We start from the raw sequence: 20,774 nt of genomic DNA on the forward strand, positions 1-20,774 counted from the left end.
GTGAGTGTATCCATGACGAGTATTTCCTTACTGCTCGTGGCGTCGAAGGGCCGCTAGATCATGCGCCGGTTTTCGAGGGTCTGCAGTCCGAGCGTGAACTCCCCGTGCAGTTCGAAGCCGACTTCGCCCAGGACACCATGGGCGAGGATGGTGTTGATGTCGCGCAACAGCCGTGCGAGGAGCCCGTCCTCTGCGATGGCCTGAGCCCCCGTGTGGCGGAAGGCCCGCGTGATGACCTGGTGGGCTGTCTTACCTGCAAACGACGATGCCGTCTGCATGAAGTCCAGCAGTTCCAGGTCGACGTCGCCGCCGCCGGCCAGTGCGTCGTGGACGCGCTGATTGGCCTGGATGGCCAGCGCACGGGCCGCGCGTAACTGCGCATCAAGTTCTCCCAGCTCCCGCTGGAACCAGGAAGACTCGGCAAGGCTGGCCGAGGCGCCGATGTTGATCCGGCTGCCGCGGCGCTTGGTCGGGGCGATGGCAATAATCTCGTCAAGTGCCCGCCGTGCGGCGCCAAGGACCATTCCCGGGTGCATCTGGAGAATGTAGGGGACCATGCCCATCCGGGCCAGGGGAGTGTCCACACGGCGCGGAATGCCCATGGGGTCGTAGATCATTTCATCCGGAACGAACACGGAATCAACGACGAAGGCCGTTGAGCCGGTGGCCTTCATCCCCAGGACGTTCCATGCGTCGAGGATCTTGAACTGCCCGGCCGGAACCAAAGCCATGCGACGTTCGGTCTGGCCGCTCCCCGAAGCGGTCCAGAACGTCGCGGAAACGTAATCCGCGTGGTGGATGCCACTGGTGAAATCCCACCTGCCATTCAGGACATACCCGCCGTCCACCTTTTCCGCCTCGCCCGGCCGCAGTGACGCGGCATGCAGTGGCAGCCTCGAGCGGAAGACGAGCGAGGCCTGCTCGGGGGCAAGGTGAGTCGCCAGCTGGCCGGCACCTTCCAAGAGGATGGCAGAGGTCCATGCCAGACTGGGATCAATCCGGCCTACGGCCTCAATCACCTCAAATGCCGTGACGGGATCCACCTCGTTTCCCCCCAGGTCATCAGGGGTCATGATGCCCATGATCCCCGCATCCCGCAGTGCCTGGATGGACCCGGATACGACCTTTCCCTGCCGCTGGGATTCCTGTACGCCGTCTTCAAGCAACTCACGGATGAGCTCGACCTGCTCTAGTGCGTGCCTGCGCCGTTCGAGCTGGTCTTTCGGCCAGTCCGTGGCATTGGCAGTGGTGGTGGTGGTGGCAGACATTGTGCCCTCTCTCTATCGGTTGGGTTGCCGCTGGGGTTACTCCCATCCTCAGCGTTGGCCCCTGAGAGGCACATCACATAAAACCTGTATCTTTGGAACAAATCATCCGAAAGATCCCGCAGGAGGCGGTGGCAACCTATTCCCGCAAGAGCGGCGGCGGGATCAGATGAGCAAACTGCGTGGAGGACGAATGCACTTGGTCAGCGGTGATCTGCGCGGACGAGATGAGGACATTCAGGAGGTGCTGGAACTCCTGGAACAGGGGACCAGGCTGATCACTCTCGTCGGGATGGGGGGAGTGGGAAAGACCGTGCTCGCCCGCCAGGTTTTGCATCACGCCGTAGGCGCCGCCGCTGCCCAAAAGGCCTGGTTCGACTTCGAAGCCGAACGCTCCGGAGAGGAAACCCTGAAGCACCTCAGCGCGGGAGTCCGGCAGCTCATCGCAGAGAATCCTGACGGCAGCCCGGACGGTCCGCTGCTGATCGCCGTCGATACGTCCCCGACCGGGCCCGACCCCACCGGGCTTATTCGTTCGCTCCTGGAGGACCACCCTGGGCTCCAGATCCTGGCCACCCGACGGGGCCGGTTCCGCCTCTCCTTGGAACGGCAGGTGACAGTGAAACCCCTCGCCTTGCCCGAGGCCGCTCCTCCAGCCGACAAACGTGAGTTGGAAGAATTTGTCCACAACAACTCAGCTGTCGCCCTCTTCGTTGAGCGGGTGCTCGCCCTGACCCCCGAAACCACGCTCGACAGGAACACCGTAACAGGCATGCTCGCGATCTGCCGGCGGCTCGGAGGGGTTCCATTGGCGCTGCAAATGGCAGCCCTGAAAAGCAGCGTCCTCACTCCGGATGCTCTTCTTGCCGAGCTGGATCTGACGCTGGGCATCCTTGAGGACCTGGAACCTGGCATCCCTGCCAGACACCGGTCCATGATCGCCTGCCTTGCACCCAGCATCCGGCACCTCTCCCCGCCAGAGCAGGCGGTCTTGGCGGCTGTCGCTGAGTTTGAAGGCGGATGCTCTCTGCAGACCCTTCGCACCCTGGAGCTGGGCAGCCATCCCTCCGGTGAGCCCGTTCAGCTCCTATCAGCCGCGGCCATGCTCGTGGAACAACAGTTGCTGCAAACCGTTCCTGCGCGGTCCGGCAGCAGCAGGTTCCAGGTGATGCCGCTGATACGCGATTATCTGATGACCACCAAGGAAATATCGCTCGGCTCAGCGGAGCGGCAAGGCCTGGCCCGTGTGCTCGTCGAGCAGTCACGCGCCATGGCCGCTGTCCGGGGTCCGGAAGCCGACCATGCCCGCACGTGGTTTGACGAGGAATACGCCAACCTGACGCAGGTCCTGAACTGGCTTATCGAAGCAAAGGAAATGTCCCAGGCAGCGGAGCTCGTTCAGGCCCTTTACCTGTACTGGCTGCACAGGGGCCTGATCGAAGAGGGCCTTGCAACCGTGGAACAGTTGCGTGCCGCAGGAGGATTGGATGCGCGCGGCCAAGCGCAGGTCCTGGGAACCGCCGGGGGGTTGCGGGCGCACCTCACGTCTTACACCAGCGCGCACGACGAACTTCAGAAGGCCGTCACCCTGTGGCGGTCGGTCGGCTCCCTCCCGGACCTTGCGGGCTCCCTCGTAGCCTTCTCCGCCGCAGCACTGGAAGTGGACGGCTTCCGGTCCGCAGAAGCAGCCCTCACCGAGGCCATGGAACTTTACACCAGGCTTGGCGACGGCTGGGCGCATGCCCGGGCACTTGCCCTCCTCGGCGCCGCCGCCGCCACCGATCCGCAGCGGGCCGAGTTGGCCAGAACCTGCCTGGAGGCCGCGTCAGCGGACCTCCTCTCCTTCGGAGACCAGGTGGCAGCCAGCCTCCCCATGGAACAGATAGGCCGGCTCCTCATCGATGACGGAGACTACGATCAGGCACACATGGTTCTCAACCACGGCCTTACCGAAAGCCGCAGCGTGGGAGACCAGGTGCAGACGTCCTCGCTCCTTAACCTGCTCGCACTCGTCGACACACTGACCAACCGGCCGGCCTTCGCAGCAGCAGGCTACTTTGAGAGCCTCCAGATCGCCGTAAGACTCGGCCTAAAGGCCAGGGCAGTGTGGTGCCTGGAAGGCCTCGCCGAATCCTTTGGCAGTCTCAACGAACACACCCTCGCCTCCACCGCCGCCGCCTCGGCAGCGATCATCCGCGGTGATCTGGGGTTGGAATACTGGGTGGAATTCTGCTGCCCGCGGCGCCCGAGCACCCCTGCGCCCAAACCCACCACACGAGCCACCCGGCTAGCTGCCCTTGGCGGCAGCGCCTGGCCACCTCAACAGATACTCGCCCAGGCACCCCAGCGCCTCTTGGACCTGATGGAGCCCCCAACTCCAGCGGCATGTCCCCGCGCACCGGAAAAAAGCCCCGATGGGCTGACCCGGCGCGAAATCGAAATCCTGGGCCTGGTCGCCAGCGGCTTCACCAACCGGGACATTGCCGCGAACCTGGTCATCAGCATCGACACCGTTGGACGCCACATCAGCAACCTGTACCGGAAGATCGGCGCGCGTGGAAGGGCTGATGCCACGGCCTACGCCTGGCGCATGAACCTCGTGGCGGGTAATTAGGAGGACCTGGAAGGCGGCGCCCCTTCGTCCTTGCCGCTCCTATCCCAGGAGTCGGCCCCCTCTAACTTTCATCGCGGTGCGCTGCGGTGAGATGGTCCAGATGCTGACCGCACGCATTGAACTGCTCTGGTGCTCGCCCAAAGCCGGGCGTAGATTCGAGGAGCATGAGGCTTGGTCACCTCAAAGAGGAGCTTGCGATGGCCGGATGGAATGCAGACAACGCGGCGGGGCCAATCGGGCAGGGTGCCGTGACACTGGTGGAGGGATCGTCATTCTGCATATCCCTCCAGAATGGGGACATCTTCCCTCACCATCCTCACGGCGTCTTCCATCTGGACACCAGGATTCTGTCCCGCTGGTGCCTGACGATCAACGGCCAGCCGATGGAGGCCCTTGGCGCGTGGACACCTTCTCCCTATCAGGGAAGCTACATTGGCAGGGCCATCCGGTCCGACGGGAGGGCCGATAGTCCGCTGTCCGTTGAGCGCAGGCGCAAACTGGGAGCTGGCCTTCTAGAGGACATCATCATCCACAATTACGCATTGGGGCCGGCCGCCTGCGAAGTCGCACTGTCTGTTGATGCAGATTTCGCCGATCTTTTTGAGGTCAAGGACGGGCGCTTCCACCGGCAATGGACGCAGACCAGGCGGTTCGAGGACGGTGCAGTGAGGCTGGAGGCAGTTTGGCAGGATGTCCGGAAGGGGGTTGTCGTCACGGCTCCCGACGGCAAAGCCAGCGCCGACGGCCTTCACTTCCAGACAGTCATACCTGCACAGGGGGAGTGGAACGTCCGGGTCGCCGTGGTCCCGGTGTTGGAGGGCGTCGAGCCGTCCTTGCCATCCATGGACGACGGCCCGGAAGCTATCTCACCCCAGGACCGGCGCCGGCAGTCCTGGGTAGCCAGCATCCCTCCTGTCCGGATAGGAAACCCTTCCCTCCAGCGCATTCACGAGCGCAGCTACGCTGACATCGGAGCCTTGCGCATCACCGATCCGCAGAACCCCGACCGTATGGTCGTTGCCGCCGGAGCGCCGTGGTTCATGGCATTGTTTGGCCGTGACTCATTACTCGCCTCCTTCATGGTGATGCCCATCAACGCACCGCTGGCCCTGGGCACGTTGCAGACCCTGGCCGACCTCCAAGGCACAGCAGTGGACCCGATGACCGAGGAACAGCCCGGGAGGATCCTGCACGAGGTCCGCTTCGGCGTCGCCACCGGCGTGACGCTTGGCGGGAAATCGGCCTATTACGGCACCGCCGATGCCACGCCCCTGTTCGTAACCCTGTTGGGTGAAGTAAGCCGCTGGGGGGTCGCCCCGGAGGACATCGCCGCTCTGATGCCCAACGCGGACCGCGCCCTCGACTGGATCCGGGATTACGGCGACAGTGACGGCGACGGCTTCGTGGAGTACGAGAGGCTCAACGAGCACGGTCTGATCAACCAAGGTTGGAAGGACTCCTGGGACGGAATCAATTTTGCCGATGGCCAGATTGCAGAGCCGCCCATCGCCTTATGCGAAGTGCAGGGTTATGTTTACAGCGCATATGTGGCCCGGGCCTGGATGGCCCACGACGCCGGTAACCGGGGCCTGGCAGCCGAACTCCTCGACCGTGCCGAGCAGCTGAAGAAGCAGTTCAACGAGCGGTTCTGGTTGCCGGACCACGGCTATTACGCTGTGGCACTCGACAGGGACAAGCGGCCCGTCGATGCCTGCGCGTCGAACATGGGCCACTGCCTGTGGTCCGGCATTGTGGATGAGGACAAGGCCCGGCAGGTTGCCGACCGCCTGATGTCCCCGGAGATGTTCAGCGGCTGGGGCGTGCGCACCCTGGCCACGGACATGGGCGCCTACAACCCGGTCAGCTACCACAACGGCTCCGTCTGGCCGCACGACAACGCGCTGATCGTCGCTGGCCTCATGCGCTACGGGTTCGTTCCGGAGGCCCAGCGAATCGCGACGGCACTGATGGAAGCCGCTGAATACACGAACCACAGGCTGCCCGAACTGTTCTGCGGGTTCAGCCGGTCGGTCTGCCCCGAACCGCTTCCCTACCCGACCGCATGTTCACCGCAGGCATGGGCGGCGACGACCCCTGTGATGCTAATGCGGAGCCTCTTGCGCCACGATGCCCATTACTCCCTCGGCGGGCTTTGGATCGATCCCGTACTGCCCGAAACGTGGGGGGACTTTCACGCCGAAAACGTGGCCATGGGTGAAGCCCGCTTCACGTTCGATGTCTCCGGATCACAGGTAACAGTGGAGGGCCTGCCCGAAGGGATAAAGGTCCACCGGGGAATGCGGCCTTCGCTGGCCGATACAGCGGAACTAGACAGGCTGCGCCGGACGAAATAAGAGATCTAAGCGACCTGACTGAACACGACCGGCGCTGCGAGGTAACTGGTTTCCTACGTTGCCTCTGCTGCTTTCCCAAGTGCGGTGCCGAGCTTGGGGGAACAGACGGGCGGCAACACAACGAGTGGCCTGCCCCTGACCCGAACATCAAATTTCCCGGACCACCACGAACAGCATTTGCTTCCAGACTGCGCCGACTGGACGAGAGCAACATTGAGCCCCCCTTGGCGTGCGTTCGATTCAAGCTTTGTGGTCGGCTCGATTCCATCGATTTACGCCGGGAGGCCCACAACGTCCCGCTATGTGTTGGCGGGATACGAGTTTATGAACCGACGCTCGGGTGACTTTTCGTTACCTTCAAACAGTGTATTTTGCGTCACATCCATTTGCTTCTTTTAGGGCCTCAGGACCAACCTTGCATCACATCTTTTTTCAGCGCTTGTCAGAGCGTGCCCAACGGAGGAGCACCACCTATGACTGACGTTCTCTGGTTTTCTGGCCTCGGCCTGTCCGACCTTGACCAGGTCGGCGGCAAGAATGCATCGCTCGGAGAAATGGTCCGGAACCTTGCCTCAGCGGGGGTCAAAGTGCCGGACGGTTTCGCAACCACAGCAGACGCTTACAGGCGTTTCCTGAGCGAGTCAGGCCTCGACACCCGAATTGAAGGCATCCTTGAGGATCTGGACAGCGGAGACGTGGCCGCTCTGACTGTAGCGGGGAAGCAGATCCGCGACCTGATCCGCAGCACCCCGTTCCCGCTCGGTTTTGAGGAGCACATCCGGACCGCCTACAGCCGCCTGACGGACCAGCACACCGGGGATGTGTCCTGGGCGGTGCGCTCCAGCGCCACGGCTGAGGACCTGCCGGATGCATCCTTCGCCGGGCAGCAGGAGACCTTTCTGAACATCAGGGGCGTGGACAACGTCCTGCTCGCCATCAAGGATGTCTTCGCCTCGTTATACAACGACCGGGCCATCGCATACCGGGTGCACCACGGGTTTGCCCATTCGGAGGTGGCACTTTCGGCGGGCGTCCAGCGCATGGTCCGCTCCGACATCGGCGCCTCCGGAGTGATGTTCACGATGGACACAGAGTCGGGCTTCAATGACGCCGTCTTCATCACCTCGTCCTACGGTCTCGGCGAGGCTGTGGTCCAGGGCGCTGTGAATCCGGACGAGTTCTACGTGCACAAACCAGCCCTGGCGGCCGGACGACCGGCAATCCTCAAGCGTGGCCTGGGCGAGAAGGCCGTCCAGATGATCTACACGGAGTCCCGCGAGGTCGGCCGGACTGTGGACTTCGTGCCCGTGCCGCAGAACCGGCGCCGCCAATTCAGCCTGACGGACGACGAGGTCCAGGAGCTCGCCCGCCACGCGCTGGCCATCGAAGCGCACTACGGCCGACCGATGGACATCGAATGGGGCAAGGACGGCGTGGACGGGGAGCTGTACATCCTCCAGGCCCGACCCGAGACGGTTGAGTCCCGGAAGGCCTCCGGCACCATCTCCCGCTACACGCTCACCGAACGCTCCGCAGTCCTGGCCGAGGGCCGGGCCATCGGCCAGCGGATCGGCGCCGGCCAGGTTCGGGTGCTGACCTCCATCGACCAGATGGCCTCGTTCCAGACCGGGGACGTTCTGGTGGCGAACATGACCGACCCGGATTGGGAACCGATCATGAAGAAAGCCGCCGCGATCGTCACGGACCGCGGCGGACGTACGTGCCACGCTGCGATCATCGCCCGGGAACTCGGAATCCCCGCCGTCGTCGGAACCGGCAACGCCTCCCGGGTCCTGTGTGACGGCACACCCGTCACCGTCTCCTGCGCCGAGGGCGAGGCAGGACTCGTGTACGACGGGCTGCTCGACTACGCGCTGCACGAGACCAGCCTGGACACAATGCCGCCGGCGCCGGTCAAGATCATGATGAATGTGGGCACCCCCGAACAGGCCTTCAGCTTCTCCCGGCTCCCTAACCACGGCGTAGGGCTGGCCCGCCTCGAGTTCATCATCAACCGCCAGATCGGCATCCACCCCAACGCCCTGCTGGCCGTTGCGGGAGAAGTCGAGCGCCCGGCGGCGCTCTCGGACTACACCGTACGGCAGATCCGCGACAAGACCGCAGCCTACGACGGACCCCGGGACTACTACGTCAGGCGTTTGGCCGAGGGCATTTCCACGATCGCCGCTGCCTTTGCACCGGAGCCGGTCATCATCCGGCTCTCGGACTTCAAGTCCAACGAGTACGCCAACCTGCTGGGCGGTCCCGCGTTCGAGCCGTCCGAGGAAAACCCGATGATCGGATACCGGGGCGCCTCCCGGTACCTTTCGGACTCATTCCGCCAGGCTTTCGAGCTTGAGTGCGAAGCCCTGAAGTTCGTTCGGAACGAGATGGGCCTGTCCAACATCAAGATCATGGTTCCGTTCGTGCGCACCCTGGATGAGGCCCGCCGCGTCACCGAGCTGCTCGCCGCCAACGGACTGCGCCGGGGCGAGGATGGGCTGGAGATCGTGATGATGTGCGAACTTCCCGCCAACGCCCTGCTCGCCGATGAGTTCCTGGAGTACTTCGACGGGTTCTCGATCGGCTCCAACGACCTGACCCAGCTCACGCTGGGCCTCGACCGTGATTCGGCCCTGGTCGCCGAAGGTTTCGATGAACGGAACCCCGCGGTCACCAAACTCCTTGAAATGGCCATCGCCGCCTGCCGCGCCAAGGGCAGGTACGTCGGGATCTGTGGCCAGGGCCCCAGTGACCACCCAGACTTCGCCGAATGGCTGCTGGAGCAGGGCATCAGCTCCATTTCGCTGAACCCAGACGCCGTCACCGAAACCTGGCTGCGCCTGGCACGCACCACCAGCGGCTCACCGGTCTAAGTGACGGACGCCCCACGGCGGGACGGCGTGGGGGCGGGCAGCCCGTCCGCCCCCACGGTGTTCTTCCTCTCGGACAGCACAGGCATCACCGCCGAAACGCTCGGTAACACCCTGCTAACCCAGTTCCCGGGCCGGCCGCTGGAGCGCCGGACCATTCCGTTCATCACCACCGTGGAGCAGGCGCACGAGGTGGTCGCCACCATCGACCAACTGGCCGCGAACGGGCCCCGGCCCATCATCTTTTCCACCACTGTCGGCAATGACATCCGCGCCGTCCTGTCCCGCAGCCATGGGCACTTTTTCGACCTGTTTGGAGCACACATCGGTCAGCTCGAACAGGCCCTGAATGCCTCCGCAAGCGGCGTGCCGGGGCAGGCCCACGGAGTCGGCGACGCAGCCCGCTACCAGTCACGCATGGCCGCCGTCGAATACGCCATCGAGCACGACGACGGCCAGTCCGTTCCGGCACTGGAGCGCGCCGAACTGATCCTCATCGCACCATCTCGCTGCGGCAAGACTCCGACCACCATGTACCTGGCTTTGCAGCACGCCATTCTCGCCGCCAACTTCCCTCTGGTCGAGGAAGACTTCACCAGCCTGGCCCTGCCGAAGCCTCTGCTGCCGTTCGTGCACAAGTGCTTCGGGCTGACATCTCTTCCCGTCAGGCTGAGCCAGATCCGTCAGGAACGCCGCCCCGGGAGCAACTACGCCTCGCTGGGCCAGTGCACCTACGAACTGCGCAACGCCGAGGACATGTACCGGGTCAACCAAGTGCCGTATGTGAACTCTGCGTCGATGTCCGTCGAGGAAATCTCCGCCACCGTCCTGCAACGGATGCAGCTACACCACTAAAACAACACCAGCAGGAAGATGCTTCACGGTGAGGGTGTTTCCCCTGTTTCTACCCCCATGCAAGAGCTGATTGTTTACCTTTCGTCGGGGCGGCGGACGGGGCCGAGCCTCTCAGTAGACCCCGATTAAGTTCATTTGTCTGGGGCCCAATCAGGCGCCCCCTGTGTCAGGTTGGGGTGCATTTCATTCACACGAAGGGCCGCGGTCGCAATGCAACGGGGAGCACAGCAATTGCACTTCCTTTGTAATGGGGGGCGTTTAGCGCGAGCTCAGGTTCGGGAAGAGGCTAAGTGCGTTACGCCGGAAGGCGCTTGAGACGTCATCCTTCTTCAGGAAGTTCGTTCCTTCTAAAACGTTGACGTTGCGCTCGATACCGGCCAGACCCTCGAAAGGATAGTCCGTTCCGAAGACCAGCTGGCTTGGTTCTATGAGCTTTCGGAGACCGCTTAGCTGGCGTGGGAATGGGTATCCGGCTCCGACTTCATAGTGCAGACGCCGCAGTGTGCGCAGTGTGCCGATAACAGGTTCAGCGCGGATCAGTGCAATCGCATTTACGCTGTTCGCGGGTCTGGCCGTAGGGCACTTCGGGGCTGACGGTCACGCTGTACGTGGCGTAGTCATGCTGGGTGACGAGGATCCCCTGTCTCAACACTGTGGCGTGTTTCCGTGCTGATTGTTCGGCCAGATGTAGTTCTGTCTGCAGGTTCTGGGCGTCGTGGGCTGTGATGGTGACGGTGAAGGTCGGCGGTTGGGTTTTCATCTTTCGATTCCGGTGTGGGGGTTGGCGGCTTCAGGCGAGCCGGGTTACGCCGGGGCTGCTTGCATTGCGTAACAACCCGGCCCGCCTCTTCGGTCCTTTTTCTACAAACGGGCCGTCAGTTGGCGGGGCCGCTGCCGTCCGCGCCGACTGTTGAAGACGCCGTGACGGCTCGCGGTGTCATCCCGAGAAGTCCTGCGGCGATCCTCGCTCCGATCATGGCCGTGGGGAGGTTGATGTTGCCTCTGGTGATGGTGGGCATGATGGAGGCGTCGGCGACGAAGAGCCCAGAAACGCCGTGGACTGCGCCCGTGCTGTCGACCACGGCGGTTTCGTCGGTGGCCGGGCCCATTTTGCAGGTCCCCGCAGGATGGCAGTAGTTCACGATGTCGTCGAGCGGGGCCTTTGTTCCGGGTACTCGGTCACCGAGGATGGTGGCAAGTTCCGGGACTTTCACCATTGATTCCATGAGGTCCAGGGCTTCGGAGAGCACGGTCCGGTCATAGCCGTCGGGGTCGGTGCCGTAGCGGTGGTCGATGACGGGGTTTGTGATGTCCAGGTCGGAGTTGAGGGTGACGACGCCTTCGGAACGTGCCCGCATGGCCCCGCCGTAGAGAGTGATCGGGGGCAGGCCGGGGTGTCCGCTGTTGGCACCGGCGACCATGAAGACGTGGATGTCGTAGGGGCCGGCATCGCATTTGCTTGATTTGGCACGCCCGACCGTCTGCTCGTCCGGACTCCACGGGAGTTTGGCCAGATCTTCGACAAGCCCGGGCTGGCCGGCAAAGTCGAGCTGGATGCAGGAGTGATCGAGCAGGTGCTTGCCAACCCCTGGCAAGTTCGCCTTGACGGCCAGGCCGAGGCCTTCCAGTTCCTCGGCGGGTCCGACCCCTGAGCGCAGCAGGAGCGCGGGGGAGTGGTAGGCGCCGGCCGCGACTACGACGCGGGTTGCGTTGATGTGGGCTTCACCGGCGTCGGTGCGAACGAAAACTCCCTGTACGGTGCCGTCGGTGATGTCGATGCTGGTGACCTGGACACCGCCGGCGATCGTCAGGTTTTCCCGTTCCCGGACCGGATCCAGGAAGGCGAAGGCGCTGTTCCAGCGGACTCCGTCGACGACGTTGACCGGCATGGGTCCGATTCCCTCGGCGGCTTCGAGTTCGTCAAGGTCATCGGCGAAGGGAAGTCCTGTGGCGACGCCGGCGTTGACGAACGCCTTCTGCGGCGGCGTGAGTTCTTCCATGGTGTACCGCCGGACGCGGAAGCGGTTCCGGACCCATTCCAGCAGAGGCGTGACGTCCTCGGCTGACCATCCGGGGTTGCCGGCAGCGGCCCATTCGTCGTATTCGTGGCGTGCCCCGATGGAGGCCGTGCAGCCGTTGTGGGCTGAGCAGCCCCCGAGGATGCGGGCCCGGGGAAGGTCCAGGATGCCCTCCCCGGATGAGCGGCCGGCCCGTAGGTCGTAATCGTGTGAGAGCGGAATGGAGCGGGCGTCCAGCATGTCGGCCGGCCACTGGCCCAGTTCGCGCGGGCCGTAATCCGGGCCGGCTTCGAGCAGGAGGATGGTTTCATCGCTGTGGGCTGCGAGGGTCCCGGCGAAGGCGGCTCCGCCGGTTCCACCGCCAATGATGATGGTGTCTACGGATGAGGGGAGTGTGTGCGGCATTTCGGTTTCCTGTTGTTGAGGGATCGTGTGGGCGGGTCAGTCGACGTCCGGGAGTTCGCCCGCCCGGGCCATCCAGCCACGGTGGCCCGGGCGCAGATTGCGTCCGAAGAGGACAGCCGCGCCCAGCAGCACGTATGCGAGGGCGAGGAAGGGGGCGAAGATGACCGGGTAGGCGGGCAGCGGGACGATGCTGTTGTAGGCGATGGTCAGCAGCGCGAGGGTGGAAACCACCGGCGCGGCGACATGTGCCCAGATGTTGAATTCCTCGGGGTGCTTCCGGCGGAAGTACAGGAAGGCGGCGATGTTCATCAGAATGAAGATGGGAATGTAGACGAACGTACCGGTGGTTCCGAGCATGTTGAAAAGGTTGTAGGGTCCGAGCGGCAGGCCGACGGCCAGGCAGACAGTGAGGGCTATTGCCGACTGGACATACACCGCGGTGACCGGTGTGCGATGCTTCGGCTGTGTGCGGGCCAGGAACTGGGGCAGTGCCCCGGTCCGGGCGATCCCGTAGATGGTTCGTGTGGCGCTGGTGGTGCAGGCGATGCAGACGCCCAGGCCGGAGTTCACGAGTGCGATCAGGACCAGGACGGAGGCCCCGCTCCACAGTCGGTCGGCAAGGACGAACGCGGGTGCCGTCGGTGACGCGGCGAGGGCCTCGACGTCATTGGTGCCCCAGCCGATCTGCAGGCCCCAGGCGGTCACGACGTAGAAGATGCCGATCAGGACCAGTGATCCGATGATGGCCTTGGGCACGATCCTTTTCGGGTCGCGGGATTCCTCGCCCACTGCGGCTGCGCTTTCGAAGCCGGTGAAGGCGAAGATCGACAGCACGATGGCGAGGAAGAACCCGGATGGATTTTGGACGTTGGCCGGGTTGAAGCCGTCGAAGTTCACGCCGCCGGTGCCCGGGTTGAATATGCCGGTGACGGCAAGGCCGAGACCCACAGCCATTTCGAAGACAGTCATGACGACAAGAAATTTGATTGAGATGACAATGCCCCGGTAGGCGCAGGCAAAGCAGATAACGAGGATCGCGGTGGAGTAGATCCACCACGGGAGCCCGATGCCGTATTTGCCGGCCAGCTCGTCCTGAAGCACTGCGCCGGTGAAGGCGGCCAGGGCGGCGGGGACGACGGTGACCATCACGGCGTACAGCCACCCCGTCATGAATCCGGCCTTGGGCCCGATGCCGGCAGAAACATAGGTATAAAAGCCTCCGGCGGACGGCAGATGCCTGGCCAGGCCCAGCATGGGAACGGAGATCACCAGGCATACCAGGAAGGCTGCCAGGTAGGTCAGCGGTGCAGTAGCGCCTGCCTGTCCGCTGGTGAACGCGATCGTGTAGAAGATCCCGAGGGTGGGGGAGATCTGGGCGATGGACTGCATGAGGGTACCGCCGAGGCCAATGGAGCCTGGGCGGAGCCCGCTGTCCAGGTGCTCGCCTGCGGGTTTTGTTGTCGCTTGCGGTGGGTTGGTGATCATGTGCTCTTCCTTGAACTATGAGTGAAATTCGATCGGGACACGGGCGGGTTCCGGCGCCTAAATGTTGGCCAGGGTGAGGTGGGCTGCGCCGATGGCGCCGCCGAAGTCATCCAGGTGGGTTGCGGCCAGCCGGGCATGGTGAATCCACGGACCGAGCCCGGCAAGATAGCTCTGAATCTCTTCCCGGTAGAGATTCAGGTGTTCGGCCGCGCTGCCGCCCAGGATGACGGTGTTCGGCCGGTAGGCGGCAAGGAGCGTGCCGAGCCCTACAGCTACAGCGAGCCCGTACTCCCGAAACATCCGGGTGGCGGCGGCGTCTCCGCGGGTGGCATTCTCGGCAAGGTCGGCGACGGCGTTTCTGTCGTCAGGATCCCTGCCGAGGACAGCGGCGGCCGCCCGCTGGAGCGCTTGCCGGGAGGCTGCCTGTTCCCAGCACGCGTCCCGTCCGCAGTAGCAGGCCACAGGCGCGTGCCGGACGGTGATGTGGCCGGCCTCTGGGTGCATCCCGTCTGCCCCGCGCAGCGGCCGGCCGTCCAGAAGGAGGCAGGACCCGATTCCGGTTCCGAGCGTGATATGGAGCAGGCTAGCTGACCCAGCGGCAGCCCCCACCCGCTGTTCCGCGAGAGCGGCACACACGGCGTCGTTATCGATTCTGACCCTAGTCTTGAATCGTGTGGTGAGTTCGGAAACGACAGGTTCCCCCGTGAAGGCGGGCAAGGTGTCCGGGTTCCGGATGATGCCCTCGGAATCGACGGGGCCGCTAGCGCCGATTCCAATGGCCGCGATCGGCTCGCCTTGAACGAGGAAGTTGATCTGCCCGGCGAGGAAGTCTGTGGCCGAGCCGGAAGTGAACCGAGCGGGGGTGGGTACTGCATGCCGTGCGAGGATCTTCCTCTCCAGGTCCATGGCAACGAAACGGGTGCCGGTGCCGCCGATGTCCACTCCGACGACCAGTCCGGCCGGGTCGCCTGTCGGGTCTGGTGCGGTGGCTGGCATTCAGACCGCCGTCGTGATCTTGGAGCCGTAAAGAAAGGCTCCAGGTACAACGCCATTGGCACGGGCCAGGCCGACGGCGAAGACCTCGGCCGCTACGGAACTGGCGGCCAGACGGTCCAGTGAGCCCTTACCGGGGATGCGCACCGTCGTGGCGCCAGGGACCTCGTCGTCGCCGACGATGATGACTTTCGATCCCGCGCGGACAAGGTCAGTGGCGAGCATGTGCAGGCTCTGATCGGGTTCGGTACCGTACATTCCAAAGATCACGACGGCGAGTCCATCGCCGGCCAATTCGAAGGGGCCATGGCGGAACTGGCCGCCGATGAACCCTTCCGCCGGGACCTTTGACGATTCCTTGGTGATCAGAGCCGCAAACAGAGAAGTAGCCGATTCGTCCCCCCGGCCGACATAGGCAAGCCTGCGCTGCGGGTGGCCGGCAATGGCTGCGGCGGCATCCGCCAGATCGATCGAGCTGATGGCCTGTTCAACGGCGGATGCAGCCGTCAGGATCTCGGACCTTACCTCCTCCAGCGCGCGGCCTTCAAATGCTGCAGAGAGCATGCGGTGCACCGCCAAGGTGTTCAGGTAGCTCTTGGTGCTGACAGTGGCTTCGCTTCCGCTGAACAGGGGCAGGAACAGATCGGAATCGACGGCCAACGGGCTGGACGTGTCATCGCCAATGCCGATCAGCAGTGCGGGGTGAATCAGGCCTGCCTTGCAGCGATTCAAAAGCTCAACTACCTCTCCGCTGGCACCTGACTGGGAGGTGACGACCAGCAGGGTGTCGGTTGTGATCTGGCTGGGGTTGTCCAGCAGCTGCCCGGCGTCGATGTTCCAGACGGGACGGCCCAGCTCCGTCAGCCTCCGCCAGGTAGGTATTCCAGCGAAGTGGGAGGAGCCCATGCCGGTCAGGACAATCCTGTCCCAACTCGAGCCGGCCAAATCCCGCAGGAGAGGGATGGAAGCGGCGGCGAGGCGCCGCAGCGCGTCCGGCTGCTCGGCGATGTCGAGCTCAAATGGGGTCATTTCGTGCATGTGGATGGTCCTTTGTATAGGGCCCGGGTAACCCGGCGGAGGTGTGCCCGGCAATGCAGCGCGTCGAACGGAGACCCGAGCCAAACATTTTCTTTGTGCGCCCGATCATAAAGTCCGTTCGATTTGATTGTCAATGGCAGGATTGCAGTGTTTGAATAGCCTTCTACAACACCGCCGAGAGGGGCAGTACGATGGTCAGCGCCAAGGAACGCCGTCACCAGGGGATCCTGCAGATCCTCCAGGAAACCGGCACGGTGACGGTGGCCGAATTGGGTACGCGTCTTGGCGTCACCGAGATGACCATCCGACGGGACCTGGAGCTGCTTGAGGCCGATGGCGTACTAAAGCGGTTCCACGGCGGGGCCCGGCTCGCGTTCGGCAGCAGCTACGAGCCGCCATTTCCCGCCCGGGAAAAGACGAACGCGGAGCACAAGCGCGCCATCGGCGAACGCATTGCCGCGATCGTCAACGATGGCGACACAATCATCCTCGACGGCGGTTCGACAGGAGTCGCGGTCGCCGAGTGCCTCGTCGACCGCGAACTGACGATCTGCCCTCTGTCCCTCAGGGTCGCTTGGGCGTTCGCAAGGTCCACGACCGTGAATCTGATCATCCCCAGCGGATCCGTGCGCCAGGGGGAACTGAGTCTTAGCGGAGCCGACACGATTGACTATCTACGCGGGCACCACTTTGACAGCTACATCATGACCGCCAGCGGAATGTCCCTTGATCAGGGATTCACCGAGTGGAACCCGGATGATGCGGCGGTCAAAAAGGCAGCGGTGAGTGTCGCCGACAAAACCGTCGCCGCCGTTGACTCGAGCAAATACGACCGCGTGGGCTTCGTCAGGATCTGCCCCACAAAAACGCCGGCCGTCATCGTTACCGACAGCGGCCTAACAGGCGAACAGCTCGACGCCCTTCAAAAACAAGCGAACGAGGTCATTCTCACCGCGTGAGACACTCCGTTGTCGGACGACAGAAACCGCCAATCGTCGCAATTCGCCGACCGGGGCCCACGGAGCAGCGGGGCCCGTGGGCAAGGCATTGCGGACGGCCATCGCTGACAGACGCAGCAACAAGGACCCGTGGGGCACGGGATTGGCCAGATGGTCCTGCCAATCCATATCCAGCTGTCGACCAGGCAGAATCGCCGCCTCAACGCCCATAATGACCACCAGTGCGGTCTAGGGGCTTCTTTGCCGGAAGCCCCTACTTGGACCGAATCAGGTCAAGCAGAGGCGGCAGCCTTGTGCGCCATCTTCTGCCATGAAGTGTCGTGCTCCCGGGTAGACCTCCAGACGTGCGCTTAGACGTCTGGCCAGGTCATCGGAGGCTTCCGGCGGCACGAAAGGATCTGTGTCGGAGCGAAGTACTGTTCGTTCCCGAATGCTCGTTACCACCCGCTCAACGGCAACGTCAGTTGCGAGGAAGCCATCGAGTTCCGGCAATGCTTCCAGTGGTTCAGTGAACCCGGCGACCAACACGAGACCGCCCAGCTCCCAGGTTTCCGGCAGTGTCTCGAGTACCCGTAGGACGGTGACCACGCCGAGGGAATGTGCCACAACCACTGTTGTCGCATCCGGCACTCCTAGTGCTATGCTGACCGCGTTCTCCCAAGCTGCTTTGCCAGGATCGTCCGGGTCGGGGAGCGGAACGACTGTGACTCCTATGTCTTCAGCTTCGAGGGCGCTTTGAAGCCAGGGGAACCAGTTTGCATCCGGAGACGATTGATATCCGTGGACGATGACGACGCGCTGGACGGGTCGAACCGGGATATTACTGGCTGGGGCGTTCATAGGCAAATACCCTAGAGGGTTCAGCTGGCATCCCACTTATGCACGCGAATACCGCCACCGTACGCCCGCGTCGCGTGGGCGCCCCGGGCCTTAGATTGCGCTGTTGTCCGTTCGGGCGCTGACGGTACACGTCCTTACCCTTAAGTCGTGACCGTAATGCGCTTGGCGGGTGGCGGAATCCATCTGCTGTCAGGGCGCATGGTCCCGGTCCTTGTCGTTAATGAAAACCTGCACCGCCACGACGTGGGCTTCTGTCAGGCCCTCCTCAGGGCCAGGCTTCTCCAGCAGGACGGGTTGGTGATACTGGTGGGCCCAGTCTTGCACGTCAGCCCCTAGTGCATCGTCGATCCACACAATGGCGTCCCAGTCAACGCCGCCTTCGGCCTCCATTTTGTTCAACCACCTGGATACTGACCCCAGCTTTGGCGTCTGCTGGTCCTCATCGTCCGGCTCCGGCATGATCTCCACGCGCAGCGGTTTCACCTCAAGCTGCAGCTGCGCTTCGAGGCTGTCCACAAGATCCTCATTTGACGTCGATACCCACGCGAGCCTCCCTTTGGTGGCGAGCCGGCGCACCAAGGCAACCTTTAAATCCGAGAGCTGCACATTCTTCCCATCAGACTTGTCACCTGGCTGAAGCTTAGGGTTGAGCACGCCGTTGATGTCGAGGGGATGATCGGCTTCATGACGGAGACCATATCCGCTCCGCAGGCAGGAGGGTAGTCTCCAGGTCCTACTTTGCCCGTTCTCAGTGGGGGCTGCCGCCACTACGGGGTTTGACGCCGGTCACTCACCTCACCATTTCTAATCGCCGATAACCGCGATTCCGTCAAGCTAGGAGGCGAGGAGCGGGGGGGGCCTCTTCGCTCTTCCAAGTGAGGCCGAGCGTCTGAAAGGCGTGCTTGACTGCGTCACTGTCATGGTGAAGTTCCTCTGACCTGCTGTGCTGAGGCTTCGGGCTGACAAAGTGTCGCCTGGTCGTTCGAAAATGGCCCGCCGGCCTGGGAACCTGCCGTTGGTTGCCCATTCCCAGCCGCTCCATGCCAAGGGGTCCGGGCGGAATCCAATCCGCCATACCTGGTTATCCGCAGCCCTCAATGTCAGCTGCTCAAAATTCATCTGTCGCTTGCTGCCGCGAATGCTCTGGCGGCGGCAAGGACGGACTGTGCTGCGTCCTCGACCTGACCTTCGCGCAGCAGCCGCGCCGGCGGCACGTCGTCCGGTTGGGGATTCATGCCCTGGAGCAGCTCACCGGTCAAGGCGGGGCGGCGGAACTTCCCCTGACCCTCTGAGGATCAGTTCACAGGGGATGGTGTATGTTCGCGGTTCCTGCTGGTGTCCGTTGATACGGGACAGAATGCGTTCTGCGGCTGCCTTGCCGATGTGCTCGGGGTGCTGGGCGACGACGGTCATACCGGGGTTCATCATGTCCGAGAGGGTGAAGTCGCCGAATCCGACCAAGGCCACAGCCCGGTTCAGCCCCAGTTCCTGTAAGGCCCGCATTACGCCGAAGGTCACCAAAATCTGTGCAGAGAAGATGGCCGTCGGCGGTTCAGCACCCGTAAGTAGCTCTCTTGCCGCCTTCCGTGCTGATTCCTCACTGCGCAGTCCCTCCAGGAAGGGAATTGTGTCGGTCGAAATACCTGCGCGGCCCAACTCATTAATGAAGCCGCGGCGCCGTTCCCGGGCGGTCTGGATGTCCGTGCGACCACCTAGGTAGGCGAGTTTGGTGTGGCCTTGGGAAATCAGGTGCGCGGCGGCCTTGGCCGCGCCAGCGGCGTTGTCGCTTACCACTGCATCGGCATCGATGCCGACCGGTTCCCTGTCGATGAAGACCATCGGAAGGTCCTTGGAATGTTCGGGCAGGTACCCCTGGCTTTTGGCGACCGGGGTCAGAACCAGTCCATCCACGCGCCTTCGGAGAAACGCTTTGAGCAGTTCCTCTTCACGTGCAGCGTCATCATCCAGGCTTGCCGCGAGGACCGCTATGCCGTGGCTCGCCAGGACATCACTCAGGGCCCGATGGATTTGGCCATGAAATGGGTTGGCGACGCTGGGAAGCAGCAGCCCAACGGACAGTGTTTGTCGGCCGGCCCGGCGTAGGCTTTGGGCTGTCATGTCCAGCTGGTAGTTCAGCCCTTTCGCCGCCTTCAACACTCTCTGGCGGGTGACTTCAGAAACACCAGGTTCGTCATTGACGACCCGGGAAACCGTTTTGATGCCTACTCCGGCCAAAGCAGCCACATCACGCATCCTCGGCCTAGCTACTCGCACCGCAGCCGAAGACGCGCTGAAGCCGTCCTCTACGATTTCTGTTGTCTCGGCCATCGTTCTGCCCGTCTGGCTCACCTCAATTCATATGCTTGTCGGGGCCTGAATGCGTCCCTTGTTGAGCTCCCGAGTCCGTTGGCGGATGGGCCTGGCCATGACCAGGAGGTGGCCAGGCGCCTGATTGCATGGTCCTGGTTGCACAGCCAGGCAGGTTCCGGAGTTCCTGGTGACAGATCTCTCCACCGGGCGTCGGCGCCGGGAATCGCAGCACGAGGCTGCAGAGAGATGGCGGCGACATCTGTGGGGGATTGGGCTGGCAGCCGCTGCCATGTCCAGAGGCCCATCGGCCAGCCTTAGGCCTGGTGGACCGTGGGTGCAGTCTCCAGTTGGTCTGCTACGTGCTGCCAGCCGTCGCTGAACATGCCGTATGCGGTTTTGATCTCGACACCGACGGGAAGTTCGGGGCATTCGTTTTCGCCGTTGGTTCCCCAGTTGACCCAGCCGGATTGGCGGCGCTGGACGATCTGGAAGGCGCCGGAGGGTTCGGAGGTCCACCAGACCATGGTTCTGTCGAGTTCTGAATGGAATTCGGCTGTTTTGGAGGCCGGCCCGGCGAAGATGGTTTCGTGCGGCACGGCCGAGACGTCGAGGGGGGCATCCACTATCGTCCAACGCCGCTCGGGCAGGTCAGCGAGCACGTGCGAGGTTGCCCTGACCCGGGCGAGGCGTGCGCGGATTTCCTCTTCGTCTAAGGCACCTTCCCAGCTGCAGAACAGGCGCCAGTACAAATCCCAGTGCGCGGCT

Annotated in this window: 14 protein-coding genes and 1 pseudogene; 5 read left to right on the top strand and 10 right to left on the bottom strand. The window is 63.3% G+C overall.

What is annotated here, in order from left to right; translation table 11 throughout:
* Positions 1-53: 53 nt before the first annotated feature.
* Positions 54-1,268 (bottom strand): acyl-CoA dehydrogenase family protein, encoded by a 1,215-nt coding sequence (locus QFZ23_RS23595; RefSeq protein ID WP_306927163.1) that lies wholly within the window; start codon positions 1,266-1,268, stop codon positions 54-56.
* Positions 1,269-1,458: 190 nt separating this feature from the next.
* Between QFZ23_RS23595 and QFZ23_RS23600 the strand changes: the two genes are divergently transcribed.
* The 4 genes from QFZ23_RS23600 to QFZ23_RS23615 all read left to right on the top strand — a co-directional run bounded on the left by QFZ23_RS23600 (position 1,459) and on the right by QFZ23_RS23615 (position 9,961).
* Complete coding sequence (locus QFZ23_RS23600; protein ID WP_306927165.1) at positions 1,459-3,879, top strand: LuxR C-terminal-related transcriptional regulator; 2,421 nt, start codon at positions 1,459-1,461, stop codon at positions 3,877-3,879.
* Positions 3,880-4,076: 197 nt separating this feature from the next.
* Positions 4,077-6,233, top strand: a complete 2,157-nt coding sequence (locus tag QFZ23_RS23605) for an amylo-alpha-1,6-glucosidase (RefSeq protein WP_306927167.1) — start codon at positions 4,077-4,079, stop codon at positions 6,231-6,233.
* A gap of 473 nt (positions 6,234-6,706) precedes the next feature.
* On the top strand, positions 6,707-9,109 hold the full coding sequence (gene ppsA, locus QFZ23_RS23610) for a phosphoenolpyruvate synthase (protein WP_306927169.1): 2,403 nt from the start codon (positions 6,707-6,709) through the stop codon (positions 9,107-9,109).
* Positions 9,110-9,961, top strand: coding sequence for a pyruvate, water dikinase regulatory protein (locus QFZ23_RS23615; protein WP_306927171.1), 852 nt, complete (start codon positions 9,110-9,112; stop codon positions 9,959-9,961).
* Between the two features lie 526 nt (positions 9,962-10,487).
* On the opposite strand, the gene QFZ23_RS23620 is transcribed toward QFZ23_RS23615, so the two are convergent.
* From QFZ23_RS23620 to QFZ23_RS23640, 5 genes are all read right to left on the bottom strand, one after another.
* Positions 10,488-10,721, bottom strand: coding sequence for a hypothetical protein (locus QFZ23_RS23620; protein ID WP_306927172.1), 234 nt, complete (start codon positions 10,719-10,721; stop codon positions 10,488-10,490).
* A gap of 115 nt (positions 10,722-10,836) precedes the next feature.
* Complete coding sequence (locus tag QFZ23_RS23625; protein WP_306927173.1) at positions 10,837-12,384, bottom strand: GMC family oxidoreductase; 1,548 nt, start codon at positions 12,382-12,384, stop codon at positions 10,837-10,839.
* Positions 12,385-12,420: 36 nt separating this feature from the next.
* Complete coding sequence (locus QFZ23_RS23630) at positions 12,421-13,869, bottom strand: APC family permease (protein ID WP_306927174.1); 1,449 nt, start codon at positions 13,867-13,869, stop codon at positions 12,421-12,423.
* A 57-nt stretch (positions 13,870-13,926) separates the two neighbouring features.
* On the bottom strand, positions 13,927-14,865 hold the full coding sequence (locus QFZ23_RS23635) for an ROK family protein (protein WP_306927176.1): 939 nt from the start codon (positions 14,863-14,865) through the stop codon (positions 13,927-13,929).
* Positions 14,866-15,900 (bottom strand): SIS domain-containing protein, encoded by a 1,035-nt coding sequence (locus tag QFZ23_RS23640; protein ID WP_306927178.1) that lies wholly within the window; start codon positions 15,898-15,900, stop codon positions 14,866-14,868.
* A gap of 191 nt (positions 15,901-16,091) precedes the next feature.
* Between QFZ23_RS23640 and QFZ23_RS23645 the strand changes: the two genes are divergently transcribed.
* Positions 16,092-16,859 carry a DeoR/GlpR family DNA-binding transcription regulator gene (locus QFZ23_RS23645; RefSeq protein WP_306927180.1) on the top strand — a complete coding sequence of 256 codons (768 nt, stop codon included), beginning with the start codon at positions 16,092-16,094 and terminating at the stop codon, positions 16,857-16,859.
* Positions 16,860-17,126: 267 nt separating this feature from the next.
* On the opposite strand, the gene QFZ23_RS23650 is transcribed toward QFZ23_RS23645, so the two are convergent.
* The 4 genes and pseudogenes from QFZ23_RS23650 to QFZ23_RS23665 all read right to left on the bottom strand — a co-directional run.
* Positions 17,127-17,699, bottom strand: a complete 573-nt coding sequence (locus tag QFZ23_RS23650; protein ID WP_306927182.1) for an RBBP9/YdeN family alpha/beta hydrolase — start codon at positions 17,697-17,699, stop codon at positions 17,127-17,129.
* A 189-nt stretch (positions 17,700-17,888) separates the two neighbouring features.
* Positions 17,889-18,467, bottom strand: coding sequence for an HAD domain-containing protein (locus QFZ23_RS23655; protein ID WP_306927184.1), 579 nt, complete (start codon positions 18,465-18,467; stop codon positions 17,889-17,891).
* A 480-nt stretch (positions 18,468-18,947) separates the two neighbouring features.
* Entirely contained in the window at positions 18,948-19,952 is a 1,005-nt protein-coding gene (locus QFZ23_RS23660; RefSeq protein WP_306927185.1) for a LacI family DNA-binding transcriptional regulator, read from the bottom strand.
* A 371-nt stretch (positions 19,953-20,323) separates the two neighbouring features.
* Positions 20,324-20,774: pseudogene (locus QFZ23_RS23665) on the bottom strand (hypothetical protein); the annotation flags it as partial.

The sequence above is a fragment of the Arthrobacter globiformis genome, from assembly GCF_030818015.1.
GTDB classification, from domain to species: Bacteria; Actinomycetota; Actinomycetes; order Actinomycetales; family Micrococcaceae; genus Arthrobacter; species Arthrobacter globiformis_C.